The 13,990-nt window shown below is 74.8% G+C and carries 11 protein-coding genes; 4 read left to right on the top strand and 7 right to left on the bottom strand.

Features of this window, described 5'->3' with window-relative positions; all coding sequences use genetic code 11:
• Positions 1–72: 72 nt before the first annotated feature.
• Entirely contained in the window at positions 73–816 is a 744-nt protein-coding gene (locus MICAU_RS17055; RefSeq protein ID WP_013286577.1) for an ArsR/SmtB family transcription factor, read from the bottom strand.
• Positions 817–941: 125 nt separating this feature from the next.
• Here MICAU_RS17055 and MICAU_RS17060 point away from each other — a divergent pair, with 125 nt between their 5' ends.
• Positions 942–3,137: a glycoside hydrolase family 43 protein gene (locus MICAU_RS17060; protein WP_013286578.1), complete on the top strand. Its 2,196-nt coding sequence runs from the start codon at positions 942–944 to the stop codon at positions 3,135–3,137.
• 37 nt (positions 3,138–3,174) lie between these two features.
• Here MICAU_RS17060 and MICAU_RS17065 read toward each other — a convergent pair whose 3' ends face one another.
• The 3 genes from MICAU_RS17065 to MICAU_RS17075 are packed head-to-tail and all read right to left on the bottom strand — an operon-like array spanning position 3,175 to position 5,500.
• Positions 3,175–3,708, bottom strand: coding sequence for a 2'-5' RNA ligase family protein (locus MICAU_RS17065; RefSeq protein WP_013286579.1), 534 nt, complete (start codon positions 3,706–3,708; stop codon positions 3,175–3,177).
• 44 nt (positions 3,709–3,752) lie between these two features.
• Complete coding sequence (locus MICAU_RS17070; protein ID WP_013286580.1) at positions 3,753–4,358, bottom strand: response regulator transcription factor; 606 nt, start codon at positions 4,356–4,358, stop codon at positions 3,753–3,755.
• Complete coding sequence (locus MICAU_RS17075) at positions 4,355–5,500, bottom strand: sensor histidine kinase (protein ID WP_013286581.1); 1,146 nt, start codon at positions 5,498–5,500, stop codon at positions 4,355–4,357. The genes MICAU_RS17070 and MICAU_RS17075 overlap by 4 nt, the downstream gene beginning before the upstream one ends.
• 132 nt (positions 5,501–5,632) lie before the next feature.
• Between MICAU_RS17075 and MICAU_RS17080 the strand changes: the two genes are divergently transcribed.
• On the top strand, positions 5,633–6,460 hold the full coding sequence (locus tag MICAU_RS17080) for a hypothetical protein (RefSeq protein ID WP_013286582.1): 828 nt from the start codon (positions 5,633–5,635) through the stop codon (positions 6,458–6,460).
• Between the two features lie 118 nt (positions 6,461–6,578).
• Entirely contained in the window at positions 6,579–8,336 is a 1,758-nt protein-coding gene (locus tag MICAU_RS17085) for a DEAD/DEAH box helicase (protein ID WP_013286583.1), read from the top strand.
• A 103-nt stretch (positions 8,337–8,439) separates the two neighbouring features.
• Here the strand turns inward: MICAU_RS17085 and lon are convergent, their stop codons facing one another.
• On the bottom strand, positions 8,440–10,776 hold the full coding sequence (gene lon, locus MICAU_RS17090) for an endopeptidase La (protein WP_013286584.1): 2,337 nt from the start codon (positions 10,774–10,776) through the stop codon (positions 8,440–8,442).
• A gap of 234 nt (positions 10,777–11,010) precedes the next feature.
• Between lon and MICAU_RS17095 the strand changes: the two genes are divergently transcribed.
• Complete coding sequence (locus MICAU_RS17095; RefSeq protein WP_013286585.1) at positions 11,011–11,358, top strand: histone-like nucleoid-structuring protein Lsr2; 348 nt, start codon at positions 11,011–11,013, stop codon at positions 11,356–11,358.
• Between the two features lie 206 nt (positions 11,359–11,564).
• On the opposite strand, the gene MICAU_RS17100 is transcribed toward MICAU_RS17095, so the two are convergent.
• Positions 11,565–12,800, bottom strand: coding sequence for a hypothetical protein (locus tag MICAU_RS17100; protein WP_013286586.1), 1,236 nt, complete (start codon positions 12,798–12,800; stop codon positions 11,565–11,567).
• Positions 12,801–13,114: 314 nt separating this feature from the next.
• Positions 13,115–13,981, bottom strand: coding sequence for a PDDEXK family nuclease (locus MICAU_RS17105; protein WP_013286587.1), 867 nt, complete (start codon positions 13,979–13,981; stop codon positions 13,115–13,117).
• Between the last annotated feature and the right edge of the window lie 9 nt (positions 13,982–13,990).

The raw sequence follows: 13,990 nt of genomic DNA on the forward strand, positions 1-13,990 counted from the left end.
AACCGAACGATCCGGCCGGGCACATCCGGCGGCCCGGCGCGGGCGGGACGGGTGCCGCGGGGCACGGGCGGGTCAGGCGCGCGCCGGGCCGGTGTCGCGGGAGGCGGGCGGGGCCAGCAGCGCCGGGTCGACGGCGAGCGCCTCGGCCAGCGCGTCCCGCCCGGTGGCGGTGAGCCGTACCGCCCGGCCGGTGCCGCGCGCGGTCCAGCCGAGGTCGAGGAAGCGCCCGCACAACGCCGCCCCGACCGCGCCGGCCAGGTGCGGGCGCCGTTCGGTCCAGTCCAGGCAGTCGCGGACCAGGGGTCGCCGGGTGGCGCGCAGCGGTTCGACCGGTACACCGAGACGGTCCAGCCAGGTCATGCCGGCCCCGGTCAGCGCGAGGCCGCCGGTGCGGTCGAGGACGCCTCGGTCGAGCAGGGCGTCGTGCAGCAGCACGCCGAGCCGCCCGGCCAGGTGGTCGTAGCAGGTGCGGGCGTACGCCAGGGCGGCGCCGGCCGACGCGGCGCGCAACGTGCGGGGCGGGGTCGCCGGTGCGGGCGCCCGCGCGGCCAGGTCCTCGACGATCTGGGCGACGCCCGGGTCGGCGAGGCGGACGTACCGGTGGCGGCCCTGCCGCTGCTCGACGAGCAGGCCACCGGCGACCAGCCGGGTGAGGTGGTCACTCGCGGTGGACGCGGCGACCCCGGCGGCGCGGGCCAGTTCCCCGGCGGTCCAGGCGCGGCCGTCGAGCAGGGCCAGGCAGAAGCCGGCCCGGGTGGGGTCGGCGAGCAGCGCGGCGAACCCGGCGAGTCCGCGGCCGTCGGCACCGGTGGTCATCGGCCCATGCTGACACGGGCACGGTTCGGGCCGCGCCGAACGGTCAGGGGGTTCTTTACAGCACTCTCTCCAACGTTGTAGAAACGGTGGCACCGCACCTCCGTCTATCCCCGAGGGCAGGCCCGATGGGACACCTCCGCCGCGGTGGCGCGCTCGCCGCCGTACTCACGCTTCTGCTCGCCGGCGCGGCCCCCGCGTCCGCCGCCGGGCCCGACCGCTACCGCAACCCGGTCTCCGCCGGGTTCGCCGACACCTTCGCCGACCCGGTCGTGGTGCGCGGCGACGACGGACTCTGGTACGCCTTCGGCACCTCCGACCCGCTGCGCGAGGGCGAGGGCCGCACGCATCGCGTGCCGATCGCCCGCTCCGCCGACCTGGTCGACTGGACCTACGCCGGCGACGCGTTCGCCCCGGACCAGCGGCCCGCCTACGCCGCTCCCGGCGCCGCGTTCTGGGCACCGGACGTGCGGCGGGTGGCCGGCCGGTGGGTGATGTACGTGACGGTCACCGACACAGGCGTCTCCGACGACACGTTCGACACCGCGGTCGGCGTGGCCACCGCGCCGAGCCCGGCCGGGCCGTGGACGTTCGCCGACACGCCCGTGGTCGCGCCGCGACCGGGCGGGGGCGGCGGTTATTTGTGGACGATCGACCCCAGCCAGCTCACCGGCGCCGACGGCAGCCACTGGCTCTACTACGGCAGCTACTACGGCGGCATATCGGTCACCGAGCTGTCCCCGGACGGGCTGCGCGCGGTCGGCACGCCCACGCCCGTCGCTATCGACAACAAGTTCGAGGGCGCGTACGTGCTGCGCCGCGACGGCTGGTACTACCTGTTCGCGTCCACCGCGAACTGCTGCGCCGGGCCGGCCACCGGCTACTCCGTCCAGGTCGGCCGGTCCCGTGACCCGCGCGGCCCGTTCACCGACCGGGACGGGCAGCGCCTCGACGTGTCCCGGGCCGGCGGCACACCGGTGCTCACCCAGAACGGCAACCGCTGGATCGGCACCGGGCACAACGCGGTGCTCACCGACCTGTCCGGGCAGGACTGGATCGCCTACCACGCCATCGACCGCGCCGACCCGTACCTGGACGAGCCGTTCGGCGTCAACGAGCGGCCGATGCTCCTGGACCGGCTCGACTGGATCGACGGGTGGCCCACAGTCAACGCGGGCGCCGGTCCCTCCGACAGCATCCGGCCCGCGCCGGTCACCACCGGCCCGGTCGACGCGCGCTTCGCCACCGCCGACCTGCGCGGCTGGCGGGCCGAACAGTGCCGCTGGCACGCCGCCGGCGGGGTGCTGACCGGCAGCGGCACGCTCACCTCGCGTACCCGGATCGGCGGTGACCTGCGCGCGGAGACCGACCTGCGGCTGACCGGCGCGGCCACCGCCGGGCTGCGGCTTCACGGCGTGGACGTCCGCGTCGGGCGCGGCCGGCTGAGCGCGGGCGCCGCGACCACCGTGCTGCCCCCCGGCCTCGACCTGGGCGACCGCCACAATCTCGCCATCGAGGTACGCGGGCGGCAGCTCGTCGCCACGCTCAGCCCGTCCCGCCTCGGCGACCCGGTCGCCCAGGTGTCGCTGCGGCTGCCCCGCCCCGGCGCCGGTGAGCTGTCAGTGCGCGCCGAGGGCGGCCCGGCCGAGTTCGACAACGTCAGCGCCGTCCGGCTGTACCGTCCGGCGCGGCACACCGTCCCCGACCCCCGGGTCGGACCGGTGCTGCGCGGCTACTCCGACGAGTTCACCGGCGGGCTCGACCCGGCGTGGCGGTGGGTACGCCCGGACCCGGCCGCCACCGTGTCCGGCGGCGCGCTGCGCTGGCCGGTGCAGGACGCCGACCTGTCCGGGGCCGGCAACACCGCAGGGGTGCTGCTGCGCGACGCCCCGGCCGGGAACTACGTCGCCGAGACCAAGGTGACGCTCGACCTGGGCGAGGACAGCGTGCGCAACTACCAGCAGGCGGGCCTGGTCGCGTACGTCGACGACGACCGGTTCGCCCGGCTGACCCAGGTGGCCATCTGGAACACCCGTCAGGTCGAGTACGGCTACGAGCTGCCGTTCGCCGGTCAGCCGGTGTACGGCGGCAGCATCGTCGGCACCCCCGGCACCACCACCTGGCTGCGGCTGGCCCACCGGGTCGACCCGGTCAACGGCGAGCACGAGTTCCGGGCCGGGTCCAGCCGCGACGGCAAGCACTGGACGTGGGGCGCGGTGTGGACGTTCCCGGCGGACACGACACCGCGGATCGGGCTGGTGGCGCACGGCGGGGCCACACCAGCGGTGACCGCCGAGTTCGACTACCTGCGCTTCCACCGCTGACGTCCAGGGCCGTCCCCTCCCCTGGGGGCGGCCCCGCTCAGCCGCCGGAACGAGGGCAGGCGGTGGTCAGCTCGCTGATGGTGCGGGTGTCGCCGTCGTAGCTGCGCGCCGCCACGAACGCCCCGGCCGGCGGATGTGCCCCGGCGACCGCCCGGGCCCGGCGCCGGTCCGCCGCGCCGAACCGCAGCGCCAGGCTCAGGTGCGGCACCCACCGGCCGGGCTGGTGCCACGAGTGCCCGCCGGACGCCTCGGCGAGCACGTCCCAGACCGCGCCGTGCAGCGCGACGAGCTGCGGGGTCGGGCGGACCAGCCACACCAGTGGCGCGCTGCCGTCGAGCACCGCCACCCGGCCCAGCCGCACCGGCAGCGGGAGCGCCGCGTCACAGAGGTCGGCCAGGCGCTGCTCGACGCCGGGCGGGAACTCCTCGACCGAGGCGAGCGTCAGGTGCGGCCGGTTCGTCGGGTGCGTGTTGCGGGCCAGGCTGGGCAGCCCGGCGGCGGCGAGCCGGTCCCAGGCGGCGCGAACCGCCGCTTCCAGTTCGGGAGAGCAGAGCAGTTCGACCGTCCGCACGTGATCAGGCTAGTCGGCGTCAGCCGCCCGCGACGCCCCGTACGTCAGAGCCAGCCGGCCTCGCGCGCCCGCCGTACCGCCTCCGCCCGGTCGGCGGCGCCGAGCTTCTGCACGCAGGCGCTGAGATGGTTGCGTACCGTTCCGGCGGCCAGATGGGTCCGCCGGGCGATCACCGCGACCGGGGTGCCCAGCTCGGCCAGCCGCAGCGTCTCCAGCTCGCGCGGCGTCAGCGGGCACTCCGGCAGGGTGAGCGCGTCGGCCGCGAGCGCGGGATCGACGTAACGCGCCCCGGAGTGCACCCGGCGGATCACGTCGGCCAGCGCGCCGCCGGGGGCGCCCTTCGCGAGGAACCCGCGTACCCCGGCGGTGAGCGCCGGCCGGAGCTGGGCGGGCCGGCCGTGTCCGGTGAGGATCACCGGCGCGCAGCCGGGCAGCGCCCGGGTCAGCTCGGCGGCGACCTCGACGCCGCCGGGCGGCGGCATCTCCAGGTCGAGCACGGCGACGTCGGGGCGGTGGGCAAGCGCCGCGTCCAGGGCGCTGCGCCCGTCGCGGGCGTGCGCGACCACCTCGATGTCCGGTTCCAGGTCGAGCAGCGCGGCCAGGGCGAGCCGGATCAGCTCCTCGTCGTCGGCCAGCAGTACCCGGATCACGGCGTCACCGGCACCGTCGCCACCAGGCTGAACACGCCGTCGGCGGCATCGGCCCGAACCCGTCCGCCGGCCGGGGCGAGCCGGTCGGCCAGGCCGCGCAGACCGCCGCTGAGCCGGTCCGGTCCGGCGTCGTCGCGGACGCCGTCGTTGCGTACGGTCAGCGTCACCACGCCGTCCTCCCGGGTGATCTCGATCCGGCACCAGCCGGCCCGGCTGTGCCGCAGCACGTTCGTCCCGGCCTCACGCAGCACGGCGGCCAGGTCGGCGGCGACCGCCGCGGGCACCTCACCGGCGGGCGGGACCACTGTCGTGCGGACGCCGCTGGAACGCAGCACCTCCCCCACCGCCGCGGCCTGCTCGGCCAGGTCGACCGCGCGGTAGCCGTGCACCGCCGCCCGGACCCGGGTCAGCGCCGAGCCGGCCAGCCGCCGGGCCTCGGCCGCCTCCCGGGCGGCCCGGCCGGCGTCGCGCGGCGCCAGCCGCTCCGCCAGCTCGGCCTTGAGCGCGATCACCGTCAGGTCGTGGCCGAGCAGATCGTGGACGTCCCGGGCGAAGCGCAGCCGTTCCTCGGCGGCGGCGAGGCGCGCCTGGGCGGCCTGCCCCTGCCGGGCCTCGACGAGCAGGTCCCAGAACCAGACCTGGACCCAGGTGAGCGCGGCGATCCCGGCGCCCACCACGCCGGTGACCAGCAGCGCCGTGGTCACCGGCCCGCCCGTCGACCAGGTGACGACGGCCGACACCGCGAGGACGCCGGCCGCCGCCACCACCGCGACGACGGGCCGGAACAGCAGCGGCGTCATGCCGACCAGGGACGCGCCCAGCCACGCCCAGGTGGGCCAGGTTCCGGCCGCGACCGGGCCGAGCAGCGGCAGGCTGAGCAGCGCCGCCGCGATCAGCGCGGCGTGCCGGCGACGACGGGCCGGTACGGGCAGCCACGGCGTGACCGCGGCGTGCAGCACCGCGATCTGGGCGACCGCGAATCCGAGCAGCCCGGCGGCGCCCAGCGCGACGCGTACCGGGTCGGGCTCGCGGGCCAGGCCGACGACGGGCAGCAGCACCGTGGTCCACACGTTCGTGGCCAGCGACAGCAGGGTGACCCGCCGGGCCCGGCGCAGCCGGTGGTCAGCGGAATCGACTGTCATGCCCGCCGATCCTAGGGCGTGCGGCGCCCCGCCCACCCCCGAGAAACGTCACGGCCGGACCGTGCGATCCGCACGGTTTCCCGATGACTGACGCGCCTTCTCCGGTGCGCCGGGCGGCGGCAGGGTCGGGGCATGACGGAGATGACTGTGGGCGTACCCCGGCGGTGGGCCGGGTGGGCGCGGACCCGGCACCTGGCCGGGATGGTGGTGGCGATGGTGGCCGGGATGGTGCTGCTCGGGCCGCTGTGGCAGGTGGGCGGGAACCTGCTGGGGGGTGCGGCGGTGCTGGCGCGGCCGGACGTGGGCGCGCTGGTGATGGCGACGAACATGGCGGCGGGCATGGCCGCGTGGATGTGGTACCGGGGAGACGGCCGGGCCGCCACCGCGGAGATGTCGGCGGCCATGTACGTGCCGTTCCTGCTGCTGCTCCCGCCCTGGTGGGCCGGGTGGGTCGGGGACGACACGCTGCTGCTCGGCGGCCACCTGCTGATGGTGCCGGCGATGCTGCTGGTGGCGCTGCGGCACCGGCACACGGCCACCGCGCCGCCGCGCCGGCACCCGGTCGCCGCGGCCGTGGCGCGCGGGTGGCCCGCCGGGCTGGGGCTGCTCATGACGGTGGACATGTGGTTCGCGCCCAGCGTCTTCGCGCCGTGGACGCTGCTGGTCCTGCCGGCCGGCTACCTGCTGATCGGCACCTGGCGGCGGCAGTGGGGCGACCGGCGCGCGCTGGCGGCGCAGCTCGCCGGGGCGGCCGTGTGGGGCGGCCTGGCGGTCGTGGCGATGATCGCGTCCGCCGACGTCGCCGGGGTGCTCGTCGGGGTGGGCTGGCTCGTCCACGCGGCCTGGGACGGCTGGTACCACCGCACCGGCGCGGTGGTACCGCGCGGGTACGCGCTGTGGTGCGCGGTGTTCGACGTCGGAGTGGGCCTCACCACGCTGCTGGCCGTCCTGTCCCGGTGATCCGGCGGGGGCACGGGGCCACGCCGGATCACCCGGAGGGGACGGCACACAGGTGGCGCGGCGAACGTTTGACCCGGTCGCCGCGACCGCCGCGCGGCGGTGATGAAAAGCTTGTCGCATGAACGCCGCACCGACCCCGACCGACCCCGCCCTTCCCGCCGACGCCGAGGACGGCATCGCCTTCGCCGATCTCGGGCTGCGCACCGAGTTGCTGGGCGCGCTGTCCGCGCTCGGCTACGAGGAACCGACGCCGATCCAGCGGGAGGCCATCCCCCCGTTGCTGGCCGGGCAGGATCTGCTGGGCCAGGCGGCGACCGGTACGGGCAAGACCGCCGCATTCGCGCTGCCGCTGTTGCAGCGGATGCCGGTGGGGCGGGCCGACGGCGACCCGGTGTCGCTGGTGCTGGTGCCGACGCGGGAGCTGGCCGTGCAGGTCTCCGAGGCGTTCCACCGCTACGGCAAGGACCTGGGCGCCCGGGTGCTGCCGATCTACGGCGGGCAGCCGATCGGCCGGCAGCTGCGTGCGCTCGACCACGGGGTGGACGTGGTGGTGGCGACGCCCGGCCGGGCGCTGGACCACATCGCCCGGGGCACGCTGCGGTTGGGCGCGCTGAGCACGGTGGTGCTGGACGAGGCGGACGAGATGCTCGACATGGGCTTCGCCGAGGACATCGAGGCGATCCTGGAGCACGCTCCGGCCGGCCGGCAGACGGTGCTGTTCTCGGCCACCATGCCGGCCCGGATCGACGGGCTGGCCCGGCAGCACCTGACCGACCCGGTCCGCATCCGGATCGAGCGGGAGCGGCCCGTCGCCGGGGAGGCGCCCCGGGTGCGGCAGAGCGCGTACATCGTGGCCCGGGCGCACAAGCCGGCCGCGCTGGGCCGGGTGCTGGACGTGGAGTCGCCCACCGCGGCGATCGTGTTCTGCCGCAGCCGGGAGGAGGTGGACCGGCTCACCGAGACGATGAACGGCCGGGGCTACCGGGCCGAGGCGCTGCACGGCGGGATGAGCCAGGAGCAGCGGGACCGGGTGATGGGCCGGCTGCGCGCCGGTACGGCGGACCTGCTGGTCGCCACCGACGTGGCCGCCCGTGGCCTGGACGTCGAGCAGCTCACCCACGTGGTCAACTACGACGTGCCGTCCGCCCCGGAGTCGTACGTGCACCGGATCGGGCGGGTCGGCCGGGCCGGGCGGGAGGGTGTGGCGATCACGCTCGCCGAGCCGCGTGAGCACCGGATGCTCAAGACCATCGAGCGGGTCACCGGCCAGCGGATCGCCATCGACAAGATCCCCACTGTCGCGGACATGCGTACCCGGCGGCTGGAGCTGACCCAGGGCGCGCTGCGGGAGAGCCTGCTGGAGGACGACCTCGACCCGTACCGGGCGATCGTGGAGTCGCTCACCGACGAGTTCGACCTGGTCGAGGTGGCGCTGGCGGCGGTGAAGCTGGCGCACGAGGCGACGTCGCCGGGCTCGGACGACGAGGAGGAGATCCCGCAGGTTCCGGTCCGGGGTCCGCGCGAGGGCCGCCCGGAGGCCGGCGGGCGGGGTGAGCGCCGGGGTCCGGCGCGCCCGCGTACCGGCGGCACCACCCAGGTCTTCATCGGTCTGGGCCGCCGGGCCGGGGTACGGCCGCAGGACCTGGTGGGCGCGATCACCGGGGAGACCCGCATCAGTGGCCGGGACATCGGCTCGATCGAGATCGCCGACCGGTTCTCGCTGGTCGAGGTGCCGCAGGGGGTCGCCGACGAGATCATCGCGGGGCTGCGCGGCACCACCATCAAGGGACGCAAGGCGACGGTACGCCGGGACCGGGACGGTGACGGGCCGGGCGAGCGCCGCGACCGGGGCTACGAGCGGCGCGACCGCCGCTGAGCCCGGCGCGACCGGCTTCCGTGCCGGTCGGCGTGGAGACCACAGGGGGCGGACCACGACGGCGCCCCGGCCACCGTGCGTACGGTGGCCGGGGCGACGGTCGTCAGGCCGCGGCGAGCGCCGGACCGTCCAGCGACTCCGTGCCGATCTCGACCGGGCGCAGCGCCAGTGCGAGCACGTCCGCCACGTCGGACAGGGTGTGCACGGTCAGCGCCTCCCGCACCTCGGCCGGCAGGTCGTCCAGGTCCGGCTCGTTGCGCTTCGGGATGATCACCTCGGTGAGGCCGGCCCGGTGCGCGGCGAGCAGCTTCTGCTTCACGCCGCCGATGGGCAGCACCCGGCCGGAGAGCGTCACCTCGCCGGTCATTCCGAACTCGGGCCGAACCGGCCGCCCGGTCACCAGTGAGGCCAGCGCGGTCACCATGGTGATGCCGGCGCTCGGGCCGTCCTTGGGCACCGCGCCCGCCGGGACGTGCAGGTGGATCCGCCGCCCGGCCAGCGCGTTCGGGTCCAGCCCGTAGCGCCGCCCGTTCGACCGCAGGTACGACCACGCGATGTGCGCGGACTCCTTCATCACGTCGCCGAGCTGGCCGGTGAGCGTCAGCCCCGGCTCACCCTCCATCGTGGTGGCCTCGATGAACAGCACGTCGCCACCGGCGCCGGTGACCGCGAGTCCGGTCGCCACGCCGGGTACTGCGGTCCGTTCGGCCGACTCCGGGGTGAACTTGGGCCGGCCCAGGTAGCGGGCCAGGTTGCCGGCGTCGACGTGCACCGGCGCGGAGTCCGTGGCGAGCGCGACCGCGACCTTGCGCAAGATCTTGGCGAGAGCGCGTTCGAGCTGCCGGACGCCGGCCTCCCGGGTGTACTCACCAGCGATCAGCGCCAGCGCCTCGTCGGCGACTGTGACCTCGTCGGTGGTCAGCCCGGCCCGTTCCCGCTGCCGGGGCAGCAGGTGGTCCCGGGCGATGGCGACCTTCTCGTCCTCGGTGTAGCCGTCCAGCGCGACCAGCTCCATCCGGTCCAGCAGCGGGCCGGGGATCGCCTCGACCACGTTGGCGGTGGCCAGGAACAGCACGTCGGACAGGTCGAGGTCGACCTCCAGGTAGTGGTCGCGGAACGTGTGGTTCTGCGCCGGGTCGAGCACCTCCAGCAGGGCCGCCGCCGGGTCGCCGGAGTAGCCGGCGGCCAGCTTGTCGACCTCGTCGAGCAGCACGACCGGGTTCATCGAGCCGGCCTCGCGCAGCGCCCGCACGATCCGGCCGGGCAGCGCGCCCACGTAGGTGCGCCGGTGACCGCGGATCTCCGCCTCGTCCCGGACACCGCCGAGGGAGACGCGGACGAAGTTGCGGCCCAGCGCCCGGGCGACCGACTCGCCGAGGCTGGTCTTGCCGACACCGGGCGGACCGGCCAGGGCCAGCACCGCGCCGGAACCGCGTCCGCCGACCACGCCGAGGTTGCGCTCCGCGCGCCGGTTGCGCACCGCGAGGTACTCCAGGATGCGGTCCTTCACGTCGGCCAGGCCGGCGTGGTCGGCGTCGAGCACGGCCCGGGCCGCGGCCAGGTCCATGTTGTCCTGGGTACGCGTGTTCCACGGCATCTCCAGGACGGTGTCCAGCCAGGTCCGGATCCAGCCCGCCTCGGGTGAGGCGTCACTGGCCCGCTCCAGCTTGCCGACCTCGCGCAGCGCCGCCTCGCGGACCTTCTCCGGCAGGTCGGCGGACTCCACCCGGGAGCGGTAGTCGGCGGAGCCGTCCGGCTCGTCCTCGCCGAGTTCCTTGCGGATCGCGGCGAGCTGCTGGCGGAGCAGGAACTCGCGCTGGGACTTCTCCAGCCCTTCGCGGACGTCGCTGTTGATCTGCTCGGTGACCTCCTGCTCGGCGAGGTGTTCCTTCACCCAGCCGACGAGCAGTTCCAGCCGGGCGGTGACGTCCGGCGCGGCGAGCAGTTCGGTCTTCTGCGTCAGGCTGAGCCAGGGCGCGTAACCGGCCGAGTCGGCCAGCTCGGACAGGTCGGTCATCCGCTCCATCGCGTCGATCACCTGCCAGGCGCCGCGCTGCTGCAGCACCGAGGTCATGAGCGCGCGGTACTCGCGGGCGAGTTCGCGGGCGCGGCCCGCCGGTGCGGGTTCGTCGAGTTCGGTCGCCTCGACCCAGAGCGCGGCGCCGGGGCCGGGCACGCCGGAGCCGATGCGGGCGCGGGTGAGACCGCGGACGACCGCCGCCGGTTCGCCGCTGGGCAGCCGGCCCACCTTCTCGATCGTGGCGACCACGCCGACGGAGCCGTACTCGCCGTCGAGGCGGGGTACGGCCAGGAGTTCCTTGTCGCCGGTGGCGCGGGCCGCGTCGACGGCGGCCTGGGTGGTCGGGTCGAGGGTCACCGGGATGACCATCCCGGGCAGCAGGACGGCGTCGGTCAGTGGGAGTACCGGAAGAGTTGCCATCGAACACCTGCCATCACGTTGGTTGAGCGTGTCTGGCTCAAGTAACAAAACGTGCCCCTTGTTCCGGGTTGTGACCCACGCCACTACGAAGGGCCGCGTTCCCGCGCTCCGCACCCAATGGCGGCGCCCTTTACCGCGACCCGCCGAATGGAAACAGTCGGCTATTGTTGCGGAATTACCGCGCGGTAGGTCAAACTCTTAGCCACACCCCGCCCGACACAGGGAGTAATGGCGATGGCAAGGAAAGTAATCACCGTTCTGACCGACGACCTCGACGGCGGAAAGGCCGATCGGACCGTCGAGTTCAGCCTGGACGGCGTGGCGTACACGATCGACGTCTCCGACGAGAACGCGGGCGTCCTGCGCAAGGCGCTGGATCCGTACATCAGCGCTGGCAGGCGAATCGGCCGGGGAGCGACCGAGGTCGCCCGCGGCGCCCGCCGCACCGCCCGGCCGAGCACCTCGGGAATGGACCGCGAGCAGAACCGCGCCATCCGGGAATGGGCCGCCAAGAACGGGTTCGAGATTTCCGAGCGCGGGCGCATCCCGGTGTCGGTGGTCGAGGCGTACAAGAACCGCTGACCGCCACCGGTTCACCGTCGGGCATCCCGGGGTCACGCTGAGAAATCGGCGGGGGCCCGATCGGCTTTCTACGGTCAGCGCTTTTCATCCGGCCGGATACCGCCGGCACGAAATTTCTTCCGGGATCACCTTCCACCGTGCCCGTACGCGGGAACGGCAGCGGCCGCCCGGAGGAGTCCCCCGGACGGCCGCTGCCGTTCGCCCGCTCAGTTGACCCGGATGCGCACCACGTCGATGGCGGGAGTCTGGTTGGCCCGCTCCATCATCGGGATGCGGTGCGAGCCGTCACCGGCCCAGACCGCGCACTGCGCCACGCCCGACTGCGCCAGGCCCGGAATCTGGATCAGCACGTCGTCCGGCTGGTTGCCGCCCCGCCCGTCCTCGGTGGCCACGAAGAAGGCCGGCACGTCCTGCGGGTTCGGAGGCTGCCGGGTGCTGCCGAGCATGCGGCAGGCGGTGTGGAAGTGGCCGCGCACCAGGCCCTGGCCGTTGAGCAGCGAGCTCTCCAGGTAGTAGCCGCCCTGGCCGGCGGCGAGGAAGCGGTCCCGCACCAGGTTCTTGGTGGTGACCCGGAGGGTGAACGGCTGGTTGCGCCGCACCTGGTTCGGGAACTGCGTGATCAGCAGCGACGGGTTGTTCGCCGCGGCGCCCACCTCACCGAACGCGGTGCTCACGCACCGGTTGCCGTTCTGGAAGCCGTCGTGCGCCTGGAGCTGGCTGCCGGAGCAGTCCTTGGCGAGCACGTTCAGGCCGTTGCCGCCACCGTTGTTCTGGCCGCCGCCGTTGTTGTTCCCGCCGCCGTTGTTCCCGCCGTTCTGACCGCCGTTGTTGTTGCCGCCGTTCTGACCGCCGTTGTTGTTCCCGCCGTTCTGGCCGCCGTTCTGCGGGGTGTCGGTCACCGCACACTGGGCGAGCTGGTCCAGGCCCTGCGGGCGCTGGGCGACCCGGCCGATGGCGGTGGCGATCCGGTTGAGCGCCGCGGTCCGCTTGTCCGCGAGCGGACGCAGGATCGCGTTGTTGATGAACTCGCCGCCCTTGCGGCCCTCCGCCGCGAGCCGCCGGTTCGCGTCGGCGATCTGCGACTCCAGCAGAGCCAGGGTGCGGTCCACCTCGGCACGGGCCTGACCGGGCACCTGCGGCAGCCGGCCCCGGACGTCCGGGCAGGCCACGGTCGGGGTGCCGGCGCCCGCGCCGCCCGCGTTGGTCTGCTGGCACTCGGCCGGCGACATCTGCCCGTCGCCCCAGTGGTTGCGGACCCAGCGGCCGTTCTGCCAGGTACGGGTGGTGCTGCCCTGGCCGTCCGGGGCGGTCGCCCCGGGGCTCGCGGGCACGCAGGACGCCGAGGCGGCGCGGGTGGTCGTCCGCCGGTCCTGGGCGGACGAGATCTGGGTGACGGCGACGATGCCGCCGAAGACCGCGAGCGTGCCGACAACCGCCAGCATCCGCTTGCTCCGCGCGTTACCGGATGACCGGCGCGCCCGTGTGGACCTGCGCATCGAATTGCTCTCCTTCACGATCCGGTAGTTGACTGGTGATCCCGGCGGACCGACGAATTCGGGGTGTGAGATCACTGCGACGCTCAGTCGCGCGTCAATGGCCGACGATGCCCTTTCCGCACCGTCTCCGCGCCGTCCGGGCGCGGCGGGGAAGATCTGCGTCCATTCCCGATGAGGTACGGAGCGCCGTCGGCGAAGGTTCAACCGGAGATCGGAAAAAAATCGAAAAGTCGCCGTCCTCGCCGGCGAGGACGGACGGCTCAGTCGGCGCAGAGGTGATCGAAGGCGAACCCGCCGTCGAAGGAGTCCCGCCGGGCGGCCAGCGCGCGTACCCGCCGGAGAAGCTCGTCGCGGTCCAGCAGGGACGGCGCGGCACCGTCGAGGTCACGCAACCGCTCCCCCAGCGCCACAGCCGCCAGGTCCTCGGCGAGCCGCCCCGGGTCGACGCCGCAGGAGAAACCGCGCGAGGTCAGCCGTACCCGCTCCAGCAGGCAACGGCCGGGCCGCACCTCGGCCCAGGCCCAGCCCTCCGCCGGACCGTCGGTCCAGCGCACGTGCAGGCCGCGCACGATCGGGTCGGCGATCCGGCCCGCCACGTACGCCTCGACCGCCTCGACCCGGGCCAGCGCGCCCAGGTCGTTCACCGGTCCGCGCCGGCCGTCCGGCAGCCGGCCGATGATGTCCCGGAAGCCGACCGTGTCACCGCCGTCCGGGTCGGTGCCGTCGGCGTACGCCCGCGCGTCCAGCACGTACTCGACGAACCGGCGGACCTGCTCCGCGCCGCCCAGCGTCGGCGACTCGACGCGCACCAGCGGCAGGCCGACGGCGACGCAGACCGCGTCGGTCAGCCGTTCGGACCGTCGCGCGGCCGATCCGTCGGGGGCGGGCACGGTGAACCGCACCGCGAAACGCGGCAGCCCGGTGTCGGCCGCGCAGACCACCAGGTCGAGCGACGCCCGCCCGGCGGTGCTCCACTGGCTGCCGGTGACCCCGGGCGGGCGGCCCTGCACCAGGTCGCCGAGCCGCCGCCCGGTGTGGCCGAGGTGGCCGGCACGGACCAGGGACGGCGCGGCGCCGGGCGGGATCGGCCGCAGCCAGGAGGCGGTCACGCTGCCTGTGCTCGTCATCTCGCCCCG

It is taken from the genome of Micromonospora aurantiaca ATCC 27029 (genome assembly GCF_000145235.1).
Taxonomy (GTDB): domain Bacteria; phylum Actinomycetota; class Actinomycetes; order Mycobacteriales; family Micromonosporaceae; genus Micromonospora; species Micromonospora aurantiaca.